Origin of the sequence: Streptomyces sp. NPDC088915 (assembly GCF_044749825.1) — a bacterium.
Lineage (GTDB): Bacteria > Actinomycetota > Actinomycetes > Streptomycetales > Streptomycetaceae > Streptomyces.
Genome location: NZ_JBIVIR010000008.1, coordinates 1 through 16520, shown reverse-complemented (window position 1 = coordinate 16520; position 16520 = coordinate 1). Strand labels below are relative to the sequence as shown.

The following is a 16520-nucleotide window of genomic DNA, read 5'->3' as shown; positions in this document are numbered from 1 at the left end:
CAATCAACCCGCTGGCGCGTCGCACGGCCCCGGCGGTTCCGTCGGGGATTCCGGGCGGCTCACTCGTTCGGGGTGCGGCTCTCCCTCCTGTGGGTCACCTCACAAAGAGGCCCGTTGACGCTCCCCGCCCGTTCCCGCGCCGGGCGGCGCGGGCCCGTGCCGCCGAGCGGGTTTAACGGTCGAAACTCCGGCATTTCCTCCGTACTTGCCGGCAGCCGAGTGACACGACCCGGCCGCGCCAACAAGAATGCCCGGGTGGACACCCCATGAAGAACCCACCGGGGGCAGGTGTCCGTGTGTTTCGGAAGGCCGAGGAGGGCCGGGTGACGACCTATGACGATCGAGCGAGCCTCACTGATCTGACCGCCACTGTGGAGCGCGTCCGCAGGTCGGTGGAGAGTGTGATCGAGGGCAAGCCCGAGGTCGTACGGCTTTCGCTGACCGTGCTGCTCGCCGAGGGGCACCTCCTCATCGAGGACGTGCCCGGCGTCGGCAAGACCATGCTGGCCAAGACCCTGGCCCGGTCCATCGACTGCTCGGTGCGCCGCATCCAGTTCACTCCGGACCTGCTGCCCTCGGACGTCACGGGCGTGTCGATCTTCGACCAGCAGCGCCGGGAGTTCGAGTTCAAGCCGGGCGCGATCTTCGCCCAGATCGTGATCGGCGACGAGATCAACCGCGCCTCGCCGAAGACCCAGTCCGCGCTCCTGGAGTCCATGGAGGAGCGGCAGGTCACCATCGACGGGCAGACGTACGAGCTGCCCAGCCCGTTCATGGTCGTGGCCACCCAGAACCCGGTCGAGATGGAGGGCACCTACCCGCTGCCCGAGGCCCAGCGCGACCGCTTCATGGCGCGCGTCTCCATCGGCTACCCGAGCGCCGAGGCCGAATTCCAGATGCTCGACGTGCACGGCGCGGTCAACCCGCTGGACGACCTCCAGCCGGTCGCGCACGCCCACGACGTCCTGAAGCTGATCGAGGCGGTGCGCGCGGTGCACGTCGCCGACCCCGTACGCCGGTACGCGGTCGACCTCGTCGCCGCCACCCGCACCCACCCCGACCTGCGGCTCGGCGCCTCCCCGCGGGCCACGCTCCACCTGCTGCGGGCCGCGCGGGCCTCCGCCGCGCTCAGCGGCCGCGAGTACGTGCTGCCCGACGACCTCCAGGCGCTCGCCGCGCCCGTCCTCGCCCACCGGCTGCTGCCGACGGCGCAGGCCCAGCTCAACCGCCGCACCGCCGAGCAGGTCGTCCACGACATCCTGCAGCGCACCCCCGTACCGGCCGCGGCCCCGCCCGCCGGGCCGCTCTACGGCCAGCAGCCCGGCGCCCGGCGGCTGTGATGACGAGCGCCGCCGTGCCGGACGGGCAGCGGGGCGACGACGACCGGGGCGGGCTGCGGGCCGCCCTGAGCGGCCTCACCACCCGCGGCCGGTCCTTCCTCGCCGCCGGGGTGGCCGCCGCCGTCTGCGCGTACGTCCTCGGCCAGGCCGACCTGCTGCGCGTCGGGCTGCTGCTCGCCGTCCTGCCGCTGATCTGCGTCCTCGTGCTGCACCGGACCCGCTACCGGGTCGCGACCTCGCGCCTGCTCACCCCGCAGCGGGTGGAGACGGGCACGGAGGCCCGGGTCCGGCTGCGGATGGAGAACGTCTCCAAGCTGCCCACCGGGCTGCTCATGCTCCAGGACCACGTGCCGTACATGCTGGGGTCCCGTCCCCGTTTCGTCCTCGACCGGGTCGAGGCGGGCGGGCGGCGCGAGGTGTCCTACCGGGTCCGCTCGGACCTGCGCGGACGCTTCCCGCTCGGGCCGCTCCAGCTGCGGCTGGGCGACCCCTTCGGGATGTGCGAGCTGACCCGCTCCTTCAGCGCGTACGACACCCTCACCGTCGTGCCCAGGACCGAGGCCCTGCCGCCGGTCGGGCTCTTCGGCGAGTCCGCCGGGTACGGCGAGGGGCAGCGGCGGGCGCTCGCCCTCGCCGGCGACGACGACGTCATCCCCCGCGCCTACCGCCACGGCGACGACCTGCGCCGGGTGCACTGGCGCTCCACCGCCCGCTACGGCGAGCTGATGGTCCGCCGCGAGGAGCAGCCGCAGCGGGCCCGCTGCACCGTCCTCCTCGACACCCGCGGGGTCGCCTACCGGGGCGCGGGCCCCGACTCCGCCTTCGAGTGGGCGGTCTCCGGCGCCGCCTCCGCGCTCGTGCACATGCTGGAGCGCGGCTACACGGTCCGGCTGCTCACCGACACCGGCAGCGCGGTCCCCGGCGAGGGCGCCGAGGGCTTCGGCGGTTCGGTGCAGGACCCGGCGGACTCGGCCGGTCTGATGATGGACGCCCTCGCGGTCGTCGACCACTCCGAGGGGGCCGGGCTCTCGCGCGCCTCCGACGTGCTGCGGACCGGCGGCGACGGACTGCTCGTCGCCTTCTTCGGCGACCTCGACGAGGAGCAGGCCGCGCTCGTGGCCCGGATGCACGGGCGCACCGGCGCGGCCGTCGCCTTCGTCCTGGACTCCGGCGCCTGGCTGACCGGCGGTTCGCTCTCCGGGGCGGTCGAGAAGCGTCTGCGGCGGTTGCGCGAGGCGGGCTGGACGGCGATCGCCGTGCCGCCCGGGGCGCGGCTCGCCGATCTGTGGCAGCAGGCGGCCGGCGTCCGCGCGGCGGCCGCCGCCGACACCCCCTACGGAGGATGGGCATGAGCGGGCGCGCACGGCTGACGCTGGCCTCCTGGGCCGCCACCCTGATGGCGGCCGGGGCCCTGCTCCCGCTGGTGAAGCCGGCGACCTGGATCTTCACGGCGGCCTTCGTGCTCGCCCTGGTGAGCGGGGCGGGCACGCTGGTCCGGCGGGTGGCGCCGGCCCGGTCGCCGGCCCTGCTCGCCCAGGCCGTGGTGGCGCTGCTCGCGCTGACCGCGCTCTTCGCCCGCGAGCAGGCGGTCCTCTGGCTCTTCCCGGGGCCGCGGGCGGTGACGTACGCCGCCGAGCTGTTCCGGACGGGCGCCGAGGACGTGGGCCGGTACGCGGTTCCCGCGCCGGACACCGAGGGCATCCGGCTCATGCTGGTCGGCGGCGTGGTCGTGATCGGGCTCCTGGTGGACGCCCTCGCGGTCACCTTCCGCAGGGCGGCCCCGGCCGGTCTGCCGCTGCTCGCCCTGTACTCGGTGGCGGCGGGCCTCTCCGGCGGCGGCGCGGGCGGGCTCTGGTTCCTCCTGGCGGGGGCGGGCTATCTGCTGCTGCTCCTCGCCGAGGGCCGGGACCGGCTCTCCCAGTGGGGGCGGGTCTTCGGCGGCGCCCAGCGCACCGGCCGGCCCGGCACCGCCGTCGGCAGCGGCGGCCCGTCCTTCGCGCCGGTCCGCACCGGGCGCCGGATCGGGGCCGTGGCCATGGGGGTCGCGCTCGTGGTGCCGTTCGCGCTGCCCGGTCTGAGCGGCGGCCTGCTCCTGAACGGCGGGGGCGGCGAGGGGTCCGGGGGCGGCGGCGGGGGCGGCACGATCTCCACCGTGAACCCGCTGGTCTCCCTCCAGGACGACCTGCGCCAGCAGGAGGACCGGGAGGTCCTGCGCTACCGGACCAACGCCACCGACACCAGCGGCATGTACCTGCGGCTCGTCGCGCTCGACCAGTTCGACGGCCTGTCGTGGAAGTCCTCGGTCCGTCCGGTCGTGGACGTGCCGGAGCGGCTCCCGTGGCCGGAGGGGCTCGCGCAGGACGTCCGGGTCACCGAGGTGACAAGCAACTTCGTCGCCTCCGGGAACTACGAGCAGAAGTGGCTGCCCATGCCGTACCCGGCCTCCCGGGTCGACGTGGAGGGGCGCTGGCGGTACGAGCCGGCCGGCCGGATGCTGGTCGGCGACGGCAAGCAGACCACCCGGGGCGCCCGCTACCAGGTGGCCGGTCTGGACGTGCGGCCGACGGCGGAGCAGCTCGCCGCCGCCGGCCCCGCCCCGGAGAAGCTGCGCGCCGAGTACACCAAGGTGCCCCCGTCGCTGCCGGCCGACGTGAAGGCGACGGCCCTGAAGGTCACCGAGGGCGCGCGCAACGACTACGAGCGGGCGGTGCGGCTCCAGGACTGGTTCGCCCGGAAGGGCGGCTTCCGCTACGACGTGGACGTGAAGTCCGGCACGGGGGTGCAGGCGGTCTCCCGCTTCCTGAAGGACAAGGAGGGCTTCTGCGTCCACTTCTCCTTCTCGATGGCGGCGATGGCCCGCTCGCTCGGCGTCCCGGCCCGGGTGGCCGTGGGCTTCATGCCGGGCACGCCCCAGACCGACGGATCGGTGTCGGTCGGCATCCGGGACGCGCACGCGTGGCCGGAGCTGTACTTCGAGGGGGCGGGCTGGACGCGGTTCGAGCCGACCCCGGCGCGGGGCTCCACCCCGGAGTACGCCCGGGAGACCACGCCCTCGGGTTCGGCCACCGGGCCCGCGCAGCCGCAGGAGAGCGCCTCGGCGCAGCCGTCCGCCGCGCCGAGCGCCTCGGAGGGCTGCACGCCGCAGATGCGCAAGCTCGGCGACTGCGGCCCGGATCCGGCGGTGGCCGGGGCGGCCCCGGAGGACTCCGGTCCCGACCCGATGGACACGGCCCTGGTCGTCCTGGGCGTGGTCGCGGTCCTGGTCCTGCCGCTGCTTCCGCTGTTCTGGCGGATCCGGACCCGCTCCCGGCGGCTCGGGCCGGCCGGGTCGTGGGACCTGGAGGAGGCGGCGGCGCCGTCCGGAGCGGCGCCCGCCGGGGAGCGGCCCGGCCGGGCCGCGACGCGGGGCACCGGGGGGACGGCGGCGCGGACGCTCGCGGTCTGGCGGGAGATCAACGACACGGCCTGGGACTACGGGGTCGAGCCGGACGAGTCGCAGACGCCCCGGCGCGCGGCGGCGCGGATCGTACGCCTGGGCGAGCTGCGGGGCGAGTCCGCCGACGCGGTGCACCGGGTGGCGCGGGCGGTGGAGGAGGTGCTGTACGCGCCCCGGCCGCAGCCGGTCGCGGGTCTGGCCGAGGAGGCCGGGCGGGTCCGGGCGGGCTTCCACGCGGGAGCGGACCGCCGCACCCGGCTGCGCGCCCTGCTCGCCCCCCGCTCGGCGGTCCGGGTCCGCTGGGCGGCCTCGGCCCGCTGGGCGGAGACGACGGCCCGCTGGTCGGACCGCCGCGATGCCCTGACGGCCCGCTTCCGCCGGGCTCCGCACGGGGCGGGCCGAGAGGCCTGATCGGGGCGGTGAGGGGGCGGGGTCCTTTCGGATTCCGCCCCCTTTCCTCATGGGCCCGGAACACGGATTCCGTCACGGGCCCGGAACACGGATTCTGTACGGGCCCGGAACACGAACGAGCCCCGCGGGGCCGCTGCGCTCGGGAGCGCGGCCCTGCGGGGCTCGGTTCGTCGAAGGGAGCGGGGCTTCCGCTCAGGGGGCCGTCAGTGGCCGCCGCCCTGTTCGTCACGGCGGCGCTGCCACCGCTCTTCGATCCGGTTCATCATGGGGCGTCGCTGCCGGGTCTGACGGCCGCCGGCCGCCGGTCCACCCGCAGCCTGCTGCTCACCCGGCTTCGGCGCCTTGCGCCATCCGGTGACCGCCAGGACCGCGCAGCCCAGCATGACGAGGAATCCCACCACGCTGATCCAGATCTGCTGTGCGACCATTCCGGCCATGAGGAGCGCGATACCCACCAGGAAGCCGGCGACTGCCTGGTAAACCCGTCGCCGGGTGTACGTACGCAGTCCGCTTCCCTCGAGCGCTGTCGCGAACTTGGGGTCTTCGGCGTACAGCGCTCGCTCCATCTGCTCGAGCATGCGCTGCTCGTGCTCCGAGAGCGGCACGGAGTCCTCCTAGTCGTCGGCCGCGGGGGCGACCGGTTTGCGGCCCTTTCAGGATAGGCAGGGAATCGCCCCCGTGAAACCCGCCCACAATGCCGAATAGCCAATCCGGGCCGCCATGCGGATCGGTTGCTGAGGTGTTGGTTCCCCGGGGCCCCGTCCGTCATGCCGGATGGTGTCCCCCGATCATACGGGGCCGAGCCCCCCCACCGGGCGTGCTGTGGCGTACTCCATGGAGCGCCGCGGCCCGAACCGCCGAACGGGTGACCTCCGGGTCAGGCCCGCTTCTCGCCGAGGACGTGCAGCTGGGTGGCGACGGCGTGGAAGGAGGGCAGCTCCGCGGCGGCCGCCTCCAGGCGGAGGAGGGCCTCGGCCGCGCCCGGCTCGGTGTCGACGAGGACGCCGGGGACGAGGTCGGCGAAGACCCGGACGCCGTGCACGGCGCCGACCTCCAGGCCGGCCTCGTCGGCCAGCTCGGCGAGCTGCTCGGCGGTGAAGCGCCGGGGCACCGGGTCGCCCGCGCCCCAGCGGCCCGCCGGGTCGGTGAGCGCGTGCCGGGCCTCGGTGAAGTGCCCGGCGAGGGCGCGGGCCAGGACGGCGCCGCCGACCCCGGCGGCGAGCAGGCTGAGGCTGCCGCCGGGCCGGAGCGCGGCGACCGCGTTGCGCACGCCCTCGGCGGGGTCGTCGACGTACTCCAGGACGCCGTGGCAGAGCACGGCGTCGTAGCCCTCGCGCCCGACCACGTCGAAGAGGCCCCGGACGTCGCCCTGGACGCCGGTGACGAGGTCGGCGACGCCGGCCTCGGCGGCCCGGCGCTCCAGCGCGAAGAGCGCGTTGGGGCTGGGGTCGACGACGGTGACCCGGTGGCCGAGGCGGGCCACCGGCACCGCGAAGTTCCCGGAGCCGCCGCCCGTGTCGAGGACGTCGAGGCCGTCTTTCCCGGTGGACCCGACCCGGCGGTCCAGGGCGTCCTTGAGGACGTCCCAGACGACGGCGGTGCGCAGGGAGGCGCGCGACGGGCGTGAGGTCGCCTCTCGACCGAAGGCGGGGGAAGGGTCCGGCACGGCTGTTGACTCCTCGGTGACGGGTACGGACCTCCCCACCCTATGGCCTCGGTCCCGCCTTTCGGATCATCCTCCCGCGTCGTCGCTCCCGGGGCTGCGGGGCAGCACCGGCCGGAGGGCGAGCAGCCGCTCGACCAGGCGGGAGAAGTACGCGGCGTCCCTGAGGAGGTCGTCGGCCTCCCTCGGGGTGGCGGCGCTGGTGATGCCCGCCTCGGCGCGGGCCCTGCGCGGCGCTCCGGCGGCGAAGTGGGCGCTCCACTCGGCGAGCTCGGGCGCCAGCTCGGCGAGGAGCTCCCAGGCGGTCCGTATCCGCTCCCGGCGACGGGGGCCCGGATCGGGCGTGCCCCGGGCGGCGAGCACGGCGGCCGCGGCGCGCAGGGCGGCGAGGTGGGCGGTGGCGTACCGCTCGTGGGGGCGGTCGAGGGCGGCGGCCTCGGCGAGGCCGGCGCGGGACTTGGCGAGGAGGTCGAGGGCGGCGGGCGGGGCGGCGGTGCGGCGGGAGACGGGGTGGATGTCGGACGCGGGTCCGGAGTGCGCGGGGACGTGGTGGCGCCTGGGTGCGGCTGCTGCGGATGGACGTGCCATGACGAAGCCTCCTGTCGTCGCGTGACGGCGCTGTGGCCGTATGCATCCATCGTGCCCAGCCCCACTGACAATCAAGCTGACCTGCGGTTTTGCGAAGGGCCCGACGCGGGGGTAACTTTTGAACTGACTGGTCAGTTCAAAAATGGGGAGTGGGGGGTGAGTCCGTGGGCACGGAATCCGAGGAACAGCCGCACGGCGCCGCCGTCGTCGCGGACGGCTTCGGAGTGAAGGGGCCGCGGGGCTGGGTCTTCCGGAAGGTGTCCTTCCGGGCGGAGCCGGGCGCGCTCGTGGCGATCGAGGGGCCGTCGGGCTCGGGGCGCACCTGTCTGCTGCTCGCGCTCACCGGCCGGATGAAGGCCAAGGAGGGGCACGCCGAGGTCGGCGGCCTCCCGCTGCCCCGGAAGATGGCCGCGGTGCGCCGGATCAGCGCGCTGGGCCAGGTCCCCGGCGTCAACGAGCTCGACCCCGCCTTCACGGTCGCCGAGCACCTTCACGAGCGGGCGCTGCTCCAGCACCGCTTCGACGGCTCCGTACGGGCGCTGCTGCGGCGCCCCGGCACGCGGGCGGCGGAGGCGCGGGCCCGGATCGAGGAGGCCGTGGCGGCCGCGGGGCTCGACCTCGACGCCCTGCCGAAGGGCGGGCGGACCTCCGTACGCGACCTGGAGCGGCTGGAGGCGCTGCGGCTCTCGATCGCCCTCGCCCTGATCGGGCGTCCCCGGCTGCTCGCCGTGGACGACACGGACCTGAAGCTCTCGGACGCCGCCCGGGCCGAGGTCTGGACGCTCCTGCGCTCCCTGACCGCGTCCGGGACGACCGTCCTCGCCGTCTGCAGCGAGGCCCCGGAGGACGCGCTGCGGATCACCACGGTCGCGGCGGAGTCGCCCGAGGTGCCCGAGGCGCCGGAAGCCCCGGAGACGCCCGAGGCGCCGGAAGCCCTCGCGAAGGTCTCCACGGAGAAGACCGGGAAGGCGGGGAAGACGGGGAAGACCGCCGACGCGCCGGAGGCCACCGGCCCGGAGGACGCCGCCGGGGCGACCCGCACCAACACCGACGCGGACACCACCGCGTCCACGACCGAGGAGGGGGCGGCCGATGCGCTCGCCGAAACTGGCCGCTCTTGAGCTGAGGCGCTTCGGCAGGGGCAAGCTGCCGCGCGCCGCGCTCGTCGCGGTCCTGCTGCTGCCGCTGCTGTACGGCGCCCTGTACCTGTACTCGTTCTGGGACCCGTACGGCAGGCTCGACAAGATCCCCGTCGCCCTCGTGAACGAGGACAGGGGCGCCACCGCCGACGGCAGGAGGATCAACGCCGGCGACGACATCACGAAGGGGCTCCTGGAGAGCGAGACCTTCGCGTGGCACCGGGTGAGCGACGAGGAGGCGCGCAGGGGCGTCGAGGACGGGACGTACTACCTGTCCCTGACCATGCCCGGCGACTTCAGCTCCCGCATCGCCTCCAGCTCCGGCGACTCCCCCGAGACCGGTGCCCTGCGGGTGCGGACGAACGACGCCAACAACTACATCGTCGGCCAGATCTCCCGGACGGTCTTCTCCGAGGTGCGCACCGCGGCCTCCACCAAGTCCTCGCGCACCTTCCTCGACAAGATCTTCATCTCCTTCTCCGACATCCACGACGCCACCGAGAAGGCCGCCAAGGGCGCCGCCGACCTCAAACAGGGCGTGGACAAGGCCAAGAAGGGCTCCAAGAGCCTGGCGGACGGCCTCGGGGACGCCAAGACCGGCAGCGGCGACCTGGCCGCCGGCCTGAAGAAGCTCGACAAGGGCGCCAAGGACCTGGAGAACGGTTCCCGCAAGGTCGCGAACGGCACGCAGACGCTCGCCGACAAGGTGAACGGCACCGCCGACAAGGTCCGCCCCTACCTGGCGAACAACGGCAAGTCGATCCGCGACACCGCCCGGCTCGTCTCCGACTCGGCCACCGCCGTCCAGCACAACCTGGACATCCTGGTCAAGCGGGGCCCCCAGGTCCGCACCGCCGCGCACAAGGCCGACGCCGACATGACCGCCCTGCACCGCGAGGCGTGCGTGGAGGTCCCGGACCCCGACGCCCGGATCTGCAAGGTGCTCCAGCGGGCCGCGGTCACCGCCGGTGACGTGGCCGTCATCGCGGACGACGTGCACGAGCTGACCAAGGACAGCAACGGCGACCTGAAGAAGCTGAACGCGCGCCTGGTCACGCTCAAGAAGCAGGCCGACGAGCTGGCCGCCCGCGCCCCGCACCTCGACGAGGACGTCGAGGACGCCATCCGGAAGATCAACGAGCTGAACACGGGCGCCAAGAAGGTCGCGGCGGGCGCCGACGAGCTGCACACCGGCATCACCCGGGCGAAGACCGGCTCGGTGAACCTCGACGCCGGCGTCGGCAAGCTCAAGAAGGGCGCCGGCGACCTGGACGGCGGCCTGTTCAAGCTGGCCGACGGCTCCGGCGAGCTGGCCGGCGGGCTGCGCGACGGGGTCGCGCAGATCCCGGACTACGACCAGCAGGCCCGCGACCGGCGCACGGAGGTCATGGCCGATCCGGTGCGGCTCGCCTCGCAGTCGATGCACAAGGCGCCGAACTACGGCACCGGTTTCGCCCCGTACTTCATCCCGCTCTCCCTCTGGGTCGGCGCGATGGTCGCGTACATGATCATCCAGCCGCTGAACCGGCGCGCGCTCGCCGCGGGCGGCTCCGCCTGGCGGATCGCCCTGGCGGGCTGGCTCCCGGTGGCGGCGATCGGCATCCTCCAGGTCGCGGCCCTGATGTCGGTCCTCCACTGGGGGATCGGCCTCCAGATGGCGCGGGCCGCCGGCACGATCGGCTTCCTCGCCCTGGTCGCCTGCTGCTTCACCGCGATCGTGCAGTGGTTCAACGCCCGCTTCGGCGCGGCGGGCCGGATCCTGGTGCTCGCCGCCCTGATGCTCCAGCTCACCTCGGCGGGCGGCACGTACCCCGTCCAGACCAGCCCGGCCTTCTTCAACGCGATCCACCCCTTCCTGCCCATGACGTACGTGGTCGAGTCGCTGCGCCGGCTGATCACGGGCGGCGGGCTCGAACCCGTCTGGCAGTCCTGCGCGGTCCTGACGGCGTTCACCGTGGGCGCCCTGGCCCTGACGGCCGTCTCGGCCCGCAGGCGGCAGGTCTGGACGATGGACCGGCTCCACCCCGAACTGACCCTGTGACACCGGGCCGGTGCCACCCGTGACACCTGTGAGAATCGACCCCATGGACAGCAGCAGCACCAGACGCCGGGCCACGCGCGCGAAGCTCTACGAAGCGGCCGTGACGCTCATCGCGGAGCAGGGCTTCTCCGCGACGACGGTGGACGAGATCGCCGAGCGGGCCGGCGTGGCCAAGGGCACGGTCTACTACAACTTCAAGAGCAAGACCGAGCTCTTCGAGGAGCTGCTGCGCCACGGGGTGTCGCTGCTCACCGCCTCCCTGCGCACGGCGGCCGAGGAGACCGCCGGACGCGGCGGGAGCCGGGTCGACGCGCTGGACGCGATGATCCGGGCGGGCCTGGTCTTCATCGACCGCTACCCGGCCTTCACCCAGCTCTACGTGGCCGAGCTCTGGCGCACCAACCGGGCCTGGAACTCCACGCTCCTGGTGGTCCGCCAGGAGGCGGTCGCGGTGGTCGAGGGGGTGCTGCGCGAGGGGGTCGAGGCCGGGGAGCTGAGCGAGGAGATCGACGTCCAGCTCACGGCGGCGGCGCTCGTCGGCATGGTGCTCGTGGCGGCGCTCGACTGGCAGGCCTTCCAGAGCGAGCGGTCGCTCGACGACGTGCACGCGGCCCTCTCCCGGCTGCTGCACGGGCGGGTGGGCGGCCGCCGCTGACCGCTCCCCCGCTTCTCCACGCGCGCGTGGAGACGGAAAACAGCCGGGCACAGGAAAAGCCGGTGCGGTGAAGCTCGATCCCCCCGAGCCTCGCCGCACCGGCTTCTCCGCGTCCCCCCTGTCGGGAGGGCGCACCCCCGTGTCCCCCGTGCCGGCAGGTGCGCGGCCCCGTTCCGCCGCCCCGTGCCGGCGGTCCGGAGCCGCGCCCCCTCCGTGGGCTCCACTCTCTCCTGCGGGCCCCGTCCGGCCCATCCGCGCACCTACTCATCCCGCGCCCTGGGTACGGATACTCAGTCCTGGTTACGATCGCGGACGTGTCCGTACTTCCCCTGGTGTTCACCAGCGGCTGGGCGAGCGGGATCAACGCGTACGCGGTGGTCCTGCTGTTCGGCCTCTTCGGCGCGACCGGGCTGACCGACGAGGTGCCCGAGTCCCTGCAGCGCACCGACGTCCTCGTCGTCGCGGGCGTGCTGTTCCTGTGCGAGGCGGTGGCGGACAAGATCCCGTACGTCGACTCGATGTGGGACTCCGTCCACACCGTGATCCGGCCGGTCGCGGGGGCCGTCGTCGGCGCCCTGCTCGCCGGGCAGAACGGATCGCTGCCGGAGCTGGCGGCGGGCGCGGTCGGCGGCTCGACGGCCCTCCTGAGCCACTTCGTCAAGGCGGGGACGAGGATGGCGGTCAACACCTCGCCGGAGCCGTTCTCGAACATCGGGCTGAGCCTGGCGGAGGACCTCGGGGTGGCGGCGGTCGTCACCTTCGCGCTCTTCCATCCGGTGGCGGCGGCGGTCGTCGCGGGCGTCCTGCTCCTGCTCGGCCTGGTCGTGGTCGTCTTCCTCGCCCGGCGGATCCGCCGCTTCCTGCGCCGCAGGTCCCAGCGCCGGGAGGAGCGGCGGCTCGCCGCCGGGGCCCGCACCCCTCCCCCGCCCGACGACGGGCCGTGGCGCCCCTGACCTCTTCCCGGAGGTGTCGGAGGGGCCGGATAGGCTCGCCGGCATGGCACGGATTGTGGTGATCGGCGCGGGGCTCGGCGCCATGGCGGCGGCGGCCCGGCTGGCCGTGGCGGGCCACCGGGTGACGGTGTACGAGCGGGGGTCGACGCACGGCGGCGCGGTGGGCCGGTTCGCGCGGGACGGCTTCGCCTTCGACACGGGCCCGGGGCTGCTGCACCTGCCCGCCGTGTACCGGGACCTGTTCGTGAAGACGGGCAGGGAGCCTCTGGAGGAGTGCGTCGCGCTGACGCAGGTCGATCCGGCGGCCCGTCACGTCTTCGCCGACGGCACGCGCGTGGACCTGCCGAACGCCTCCCGGGCCGGCACGGTCGCCGCCCTGGACGCGGCGCTCGGGGCGGGCGCGGGCGAGCGCTGGGGCGATGTCCTGACGCGGGCCCGCGAGGCCTGGGACCGCACCCGCCGGCCGCTCCTGGAGGAGCCGCAGCCGGCCGATCCGGCGCCGCTCGCCCGCGAGCCGTACCCGGCCCCGAAGGCGGGCCTGCTGCGGCGCCCGACGACGACCCTGGCCCAGGTGGGGGCGCGGGAGCTGCGCGATCCCCGGCTCGCCGCCCTGCTCGACGCGTACGCGTGGGCGTACGGCTTCGACCCGGCCGACGCCCCGGCCTCGGCCGCCGTCCTGCCGTACATGGAGCAGACCTTCGGGAGCTGGCACGTGGCCGGGGGCCTGCGGGCGCTCGCCGACGCGGTGTACGAGCGGTGCCGGAAGCGGCGGGTGGAGTTCGTCTTCGACGCGCCGGTGGAGGAGGTCCTGGAGAAGGACGGCCGGGCGGTCGGCGTGCGCCTGGCCGGGGGCGAGGAGGTCGCGGCCGACCACGTGGTCTCCGGGGCCCCGGTGCCCGCGCTCCACCCCGGCGGGGCGCCGCGCCACCAGTCCCTCGGCACCGGCCGGGTGACGGTCTGTCTGGCCCTGCGCGGCCCCCGGGAGGCGGACGCGGTCCACCGCACGGTCGTGCACGCGGAGGGCGGGCGCCCGGCGGTGACCGTGCTGCGCCCGGACGACCCGGCGCTGCGCCCGGACGCGGACCACGAGGCGGTGACGGTCACGGCGACCGTCCGGACGGCTCCGGGGCGGGAGTGGGGGTCCTTCGCCGACCTGATGGTCGAGGCGGCCGGGCGGGCGGTGCCGGGCCTTCGGGAACGGCTGCTGTGGCGGCACGTCCGCACCCCGGAGGACGTGCGGCGGGACACCGGCTCCGCCGAGGTGCCCGGACCCGCGCTCGCCGGGGCGGGCGGGCGCCTGCTCCCGGCGGACAACCGCTCGGCGCTGCCGGGGCTGTACTTCGCGGGCGGCTGGTCGCACCCGGGCGGCGGGCTCGCCCACGCGGGCATGTCGGGCGCGCTGGTGGCGGGGCTGATCGTGGAGGGCGCGGACTTCCGCGGCTCGCGGTGACCTTCCGCGGCCCGCGGCGGGACCGCGGGCCGCACGGGTCTCAGTACCGGTACTGCTGCGGGTCGTCCTGGTGCGGTCCGGGGCCGTACGGCCCCGGGGCCTGCTGCTGCGGGTCCGGCTCGGTGTCGCGCTGCTGCGGGACCCAGACCCCGCCGGGCGGGGTGTCGTAGGTGTACGAGGGGGCGTAGGGGTCGCCGTAGTACGAGCCGTACTGCTGGGCGTCCGTGCCCGGGCCGATGTACGGGTCGGAGTAGGCGGCGTACTGCTGCTGCCCGGCGGTGCCGTAGTCGTATCCCTGCTGGTGGGCGGGCTGCTCGTACCCCTGCGGGTCGTAGCCCTGCTGGTCGTGGCCCGCCGCGTAGGGGGCGTAGGCCGCCGGGTCGTAGCCGGCGTCGGCGGCGGGGGCGGTGTCCCGGCCGGTGTCGTAGACCCCGTACTGGCCGGTGTCGTCGGGCATCGGGAGGGGCTCGTAGACCGCCGTGCTCTCCGCCGCCGTCTCCGGGTGCTCCCCGGGGCCGTGACCGGCGCCCGGCTCGTCGTACGAGAGGTCGGTGACCTCCAGGGTGGGTCCGGCCCGGTCCGGGGCGCCGGACCTGCGGCGGCGGCTCGCGCCCGGGTTGCCGCCGATCGCCCAGCCGGTGGAGAAGCCGCGGCGGAACGAGAGCGTCACGTAGGTCTGGCCGACGGCGAAGGCGACCGCGCCGGCGACGATCACCGGGACCGAGGGCAGCAGGACGCCCAGGACCACGAAGAGGAAGCCGCAGAAGGCGAGCACGCGCCAGCGCAGCCGCGCCTTGTACTGGAGGAGCACCTCCCCCAGCAGCCACAGCGCGACCACGCCGAACGCGATGTAGAGGACCGTCCACCCCATGCCCCGCCGCCCCTCTCCGCGGTCACCGCCGCGGGTCGGGGCGGGTACGACCGGTCACGACTGCTGGTGCAGTCCGAGATTCTCGTAGATCTCGAGCGTCGCGGTGGAGCTGTTGAGCGTGATGAAGTGCAGCCCGGGGACTCCCTCGGACAGCAGACGCGCGCAGAACTCCGTCGCGAACTCGATACCGATGGAGCGTACAGCGGCGGGATCGTCCTTGACGGCGAGGATGCGCTCTTTCACACGCGCCGGGAAGGCGGCGTTGCTCAACTGGGGCAGCCGGTCGAGGGTCTTCACGTTCACGACGGGCATGACCTCGGGGATGATCGGGGTCTCGCAGCCCGCCTCGACGACGCTGTCGCGCAGCCGCAGGTACTTCTCCGGGTCGAAGAACATCTGGGTGATGGCGTAGTCGGCGCCCGCGCGGCACTTGTCCACGAAGTGCCGGACGTCCGTGTCCCAGTCGGTGGACCGGGGGTGCATCTCGGGGAAGGCGGCGACGCCGACGCAGAAGTCGCCCGACTCCTTGATCAGCCGGACCAGGTCGGCGGCGTACCGGACCCCCTCGGGGTGCTCGACCCACTCGCCCAGCGGGTCGCCCGGCGGGTCGCCGCGGAGGGCGAGCATGTTGCGGATGCCGGCGTCGGCGTACTGGCCGAGGATGTTGCGCAGCTCGGCGACGGACTGGCCGACGGCCGTGAGGTGCGCGACGGGGGTCAGGGTGCTGTCGGAGGCGATCTTCTGGGTGGCCTTGACGGTGCCGCCCCGGGTGGTGCCGCCGGCGCCGTAGGTCACGGAGACGAAGCTGGGGCCGACCGCCTCGACCCGCCGCATGGCCTTCCAGAGGCTCTGCTCACCCTTCTCGGTCCGGGGCGCGTAGAACTCGAAGGAGTACGACGTGCCGCCGGAGGCGAGGATGTCGCGGACCGTGCGGGCGCGGTCCGAGCGGACGGAAGCGGTACCAAGGGCCATACGGGCAGGTTAGACGGGGTGCGTCGGGCCGTGTGCGGGTTGTCCGATCGGTGGACACTTTTTCGGACACATTTCGGGCGGGCCGGTCCGGGCGTGTCCGGATCCCGGTCCGCGCGGGTCCCGGGCGTGTCCGGTCCGGCCCGGTGCCGTCTCAGCCCTCGGCGCGCTCCCGGACGCGCTTGGCGAGGGCGGCGGTCGCGGCGGCCGGGTCGTCGGCCCCCGTGATCGCCCGGACGACGACGATCCGGCGCGCGCCCGCGTCCAGGACCTCGTCGAGGTTGGTCTCGTCGATGCCGCCGATGGCGAACCAGGGGCGGTCCTGGGCCAGGCCGGCCGCGTACCGCACGAGGCCGAGCCCCGGCGCGTACCGTCCGGGCTTGGTGGGGGTGGGCCAGCAGGGGCCGGTGCAGAAGTAGTCCACGCCCGGTTCGGCGGCGGCCGCGGCCACCTCGTCCTCGGCGTGGCAGGAGCGCCCGATCAGCACCTCGTCGCCGAGGATCGCGCGGGCGGCGGGGACGGGCAGGTCGCCCTGGCCGAGGTGGAGGACGTCGGAGCCGATGGCGTGGGCGACGTCGGCCCGGTCGTTGACGGCGAGGAGCCTGCCGTGCCGGCGGGCGGCCTCGGCGAAGACGGCGAGGTGCTCCAGCTCCTCGGCGGCCTCCATGCCCTTGTCGCGGAGCTGGACGACGTCCACGCCGGAGGAGAGCACGGCGTCGAGGAAGGCGGGCAGGTCGCCCTGGCGCTTCCGGGCGTCGGTGCACAGGTAGAGCCGGGCGTCGGCGAGGCGCTCGCGAGGCGTGGGCATGGGTGGGTCCCCCCGTCGGTGTCGCCGGTGTCGCGGGGGGGGGGGCCCCCCCGCCCCCCCCCCCCCCCCCCCCGGGGGGGGGGGGGGGGGGGGGCCCCCCCCCGCCCGCATTCCGTAGGTGGTGAACCCCTATTGCGACGTCGGCCGTCCGGAGGGTAGACCACCTGCCCAACGGGCGGCCCCGGTCGTACGGGAG

The 16520-nt window shown here is 74.7% G+C and carries 14 protein-coding genes; 8 read left to right on the top strand and 6 right to left on the bottom strand.

Annotated features, from left to right (window positions below; genetic code table 11):
• Positions 1–323: 323 nt before the first annotated feature.
• The 3 genes from ACIP5O_RS16190 to ACIP5O_RS16180 are packed head-to-tail and all read left to right on the top strand — an operon-like array spanning position 324 to position 5187.
• Entirely contained in the window at positions 324–1340 is a 1017-nt protein-coding gene (locus tag ACIP5O_RS16190) for an AAA family ATPase (RefSeq protein WP_401293562.1), read from the top strand.
• Positions 1340–2692, top strand: coding sequence for a DUF58 domain-containing protein (locus tag ACIP5O_RS16185; protein ID WP_401293559.1), 1353 nt, complete (start codon positions 1340–1342; stop codon positions 2690–2692). Before ACIP5O_RS16190 ends, ACIP5O_RS16185 begins: the two co-directional genes overlap by 1 nt.
• Complete coding sequence (locus tag ACIP5O_RS16180) at positions 2689–5187, top strand: DUF3488 and DUF4129 domain-containing transglutaminase family protein (RefSeq protein ID WP_401293558.1); 2499 nt, start codon at positions 2689–2691, stop codon at positions 5185–5187. The genes ACIP5O_RS16185 and ACIP5O_RS16180 overlap by 4 nt, the downstream gene beginning before the upstream one ends.
• Before the next feature lie 203 nt (positions 5188–5390).
• Here the strand turns inward: ACIP5O_RS16180 and ACIP5O_RS16175 are convergent, their stop codons facing one another.
• The 3 genes from ACIP5O_RS16175 to ACIP5O_RS16165 form a co-directional block, all read right to left on the bottom strand.
• Positions 5391–5792, bottom strand: a complete 402-nt coding sequence (locus ACIP5O_RS16175; RefSeq protein WP_356543591.1) for a DUF3040 domain-containing protein — start codon at positions 5790–5792, stop codon at positions 5391–5393.
• Positions 5793–6064: 272 nt separating this feature from the next.
• The gene (locus ACIP5O_RS16170) at positions 6065–6853 is read right to left on the bottom strand and encodes a methyltransferase (RefSeq protein WP_401293554.1); all 789 of its coding nucleotides are present in this window, start codon (positions 6851–6853) and stop codon (positions 6065–6067) included.
• A gap of 66 nt (positions 6854–6919) precedes the next feature.
• Positions 6920–7438, bottom strand: coding sequence for an SAV_6107 family HEPN domain-containing protein (locus ACIP5O_RS16165; protein ID WP_356543594.1), 519 nt, complete (start codon positions 7436–7438; stop codon positions 6920–6922).
• A gap of 164 nt (positions 7439–7602) precedes the next feature.
• Here ACIP5O_RS16165 and ACIP5O_RS16160 point away from each other — a divergent pair, with 164 nt between their 5' ends.
• From ACIP5O_RS16160 to ACIP5O_RS16140, 5 genes are all read left to right on the top strand, one after another.
• Complete coding sequence (locus tag ACIP5O_RS16160) at positions 7603–8559, top strand: ATP-binding cassette domain-containing protein (protein WP_401293551.1); 957 nt, start codon at positions 7603–7605, stop codon at positions 8557–8559.
• Positions 8531–10618, top strand: a complete 2088-nt coding sequence (locus ACIP5O_RS16155) for a YhgE/Pip family protein (protein WP_401293548.1) — start codon at positions 8531–8533, stop codon at positions 10616–10618. The genes ACIP5O_RS16160 and ACIP5O_RS16155 overlap by 29 nt, the downstream gene beginning before the upstream one ends.
• Positions 10619–10661: 43 nt before the next feature.
• Positions 10662–11273, top strand: coding sequence for a TetR/AcrR family transcriptional regulator (locus ACIP5O_RS16150; RefSeq protein ID WP_030205589.1), 612 nt, complete (start codon positions 10662–10664; stop codon positions 11271–11273).
• Positions 11274–11587: 314 nt separating this feature from the next.
• Complete coding sequence (locus ACIP5O_RS16145; protein ID WP_401293544.1) at positions 11588–12226, top strand: DUF4126 domain-containing protein; 639 nt, start codon at positions 11588–11590, stop codon at positions 12224–12226.
• A 43-nt stretch (positions 12227–12269) separates the two neighbouring features.
• A complete protein-coding gene (locus ACIP5O_RS16140; RefSeq protein WP_401293541.1) occupies positions 12270–13676 on the top strand; it encodes a phytoene desaturase family protein in 1407 nt (468 codons plus the stop codon).
• Positions 13677–13716: 40 nt separating this feature from the next.
• Here the strand turns inward: ACIP5O_RS16140 and ACIP5O_RS16135 are convergent, their stop codons facing one another.
• The 3 genes from ACIP5O_RS16135 to thiE all read right to left on the bottom strand — a co-directional run bounded on the left by ACIP5O_RS16135 (position 13717) and on the right by thiE (position 16324).
• The gene (locus ACIP5O_RS16135; protein WP_401293538.1) at positions 13717–14547 is read right to left on the bottom strand and encodes a hypothetical protein; all 831 of its coding nucleotides are present in this window, start codon (positions 14545–14547) and stop codon (positions 13717–13719) included.
• Between the two features lie 54 nt (positions 14548–14601).
• Positions 14602–15519, bottom strand: coding sequence for a methylenetetrahydrofolate reductase [NAD(P)H] (metF, locus tag ACIP5O_RS16130; protein ID WP_401293535.1), 918 nt, complete (start codon positions 15517–15519; stop codon positions 14602–14604).
• Positions 15520–15670: 151 nt separating this feature from the next.
• A complete protein-coding gene (thiE, locus tag ACIP5O_RS16125; protein WP_401293532.1) occupies positions 15671–16324 on the bottom strand; it encodes a thiamine phosphate synthase in 654 nt (217 codons plus the stop codon).
• Between the last annotated feature and the right edge of the window lie 196 nt (positions 16325–16520).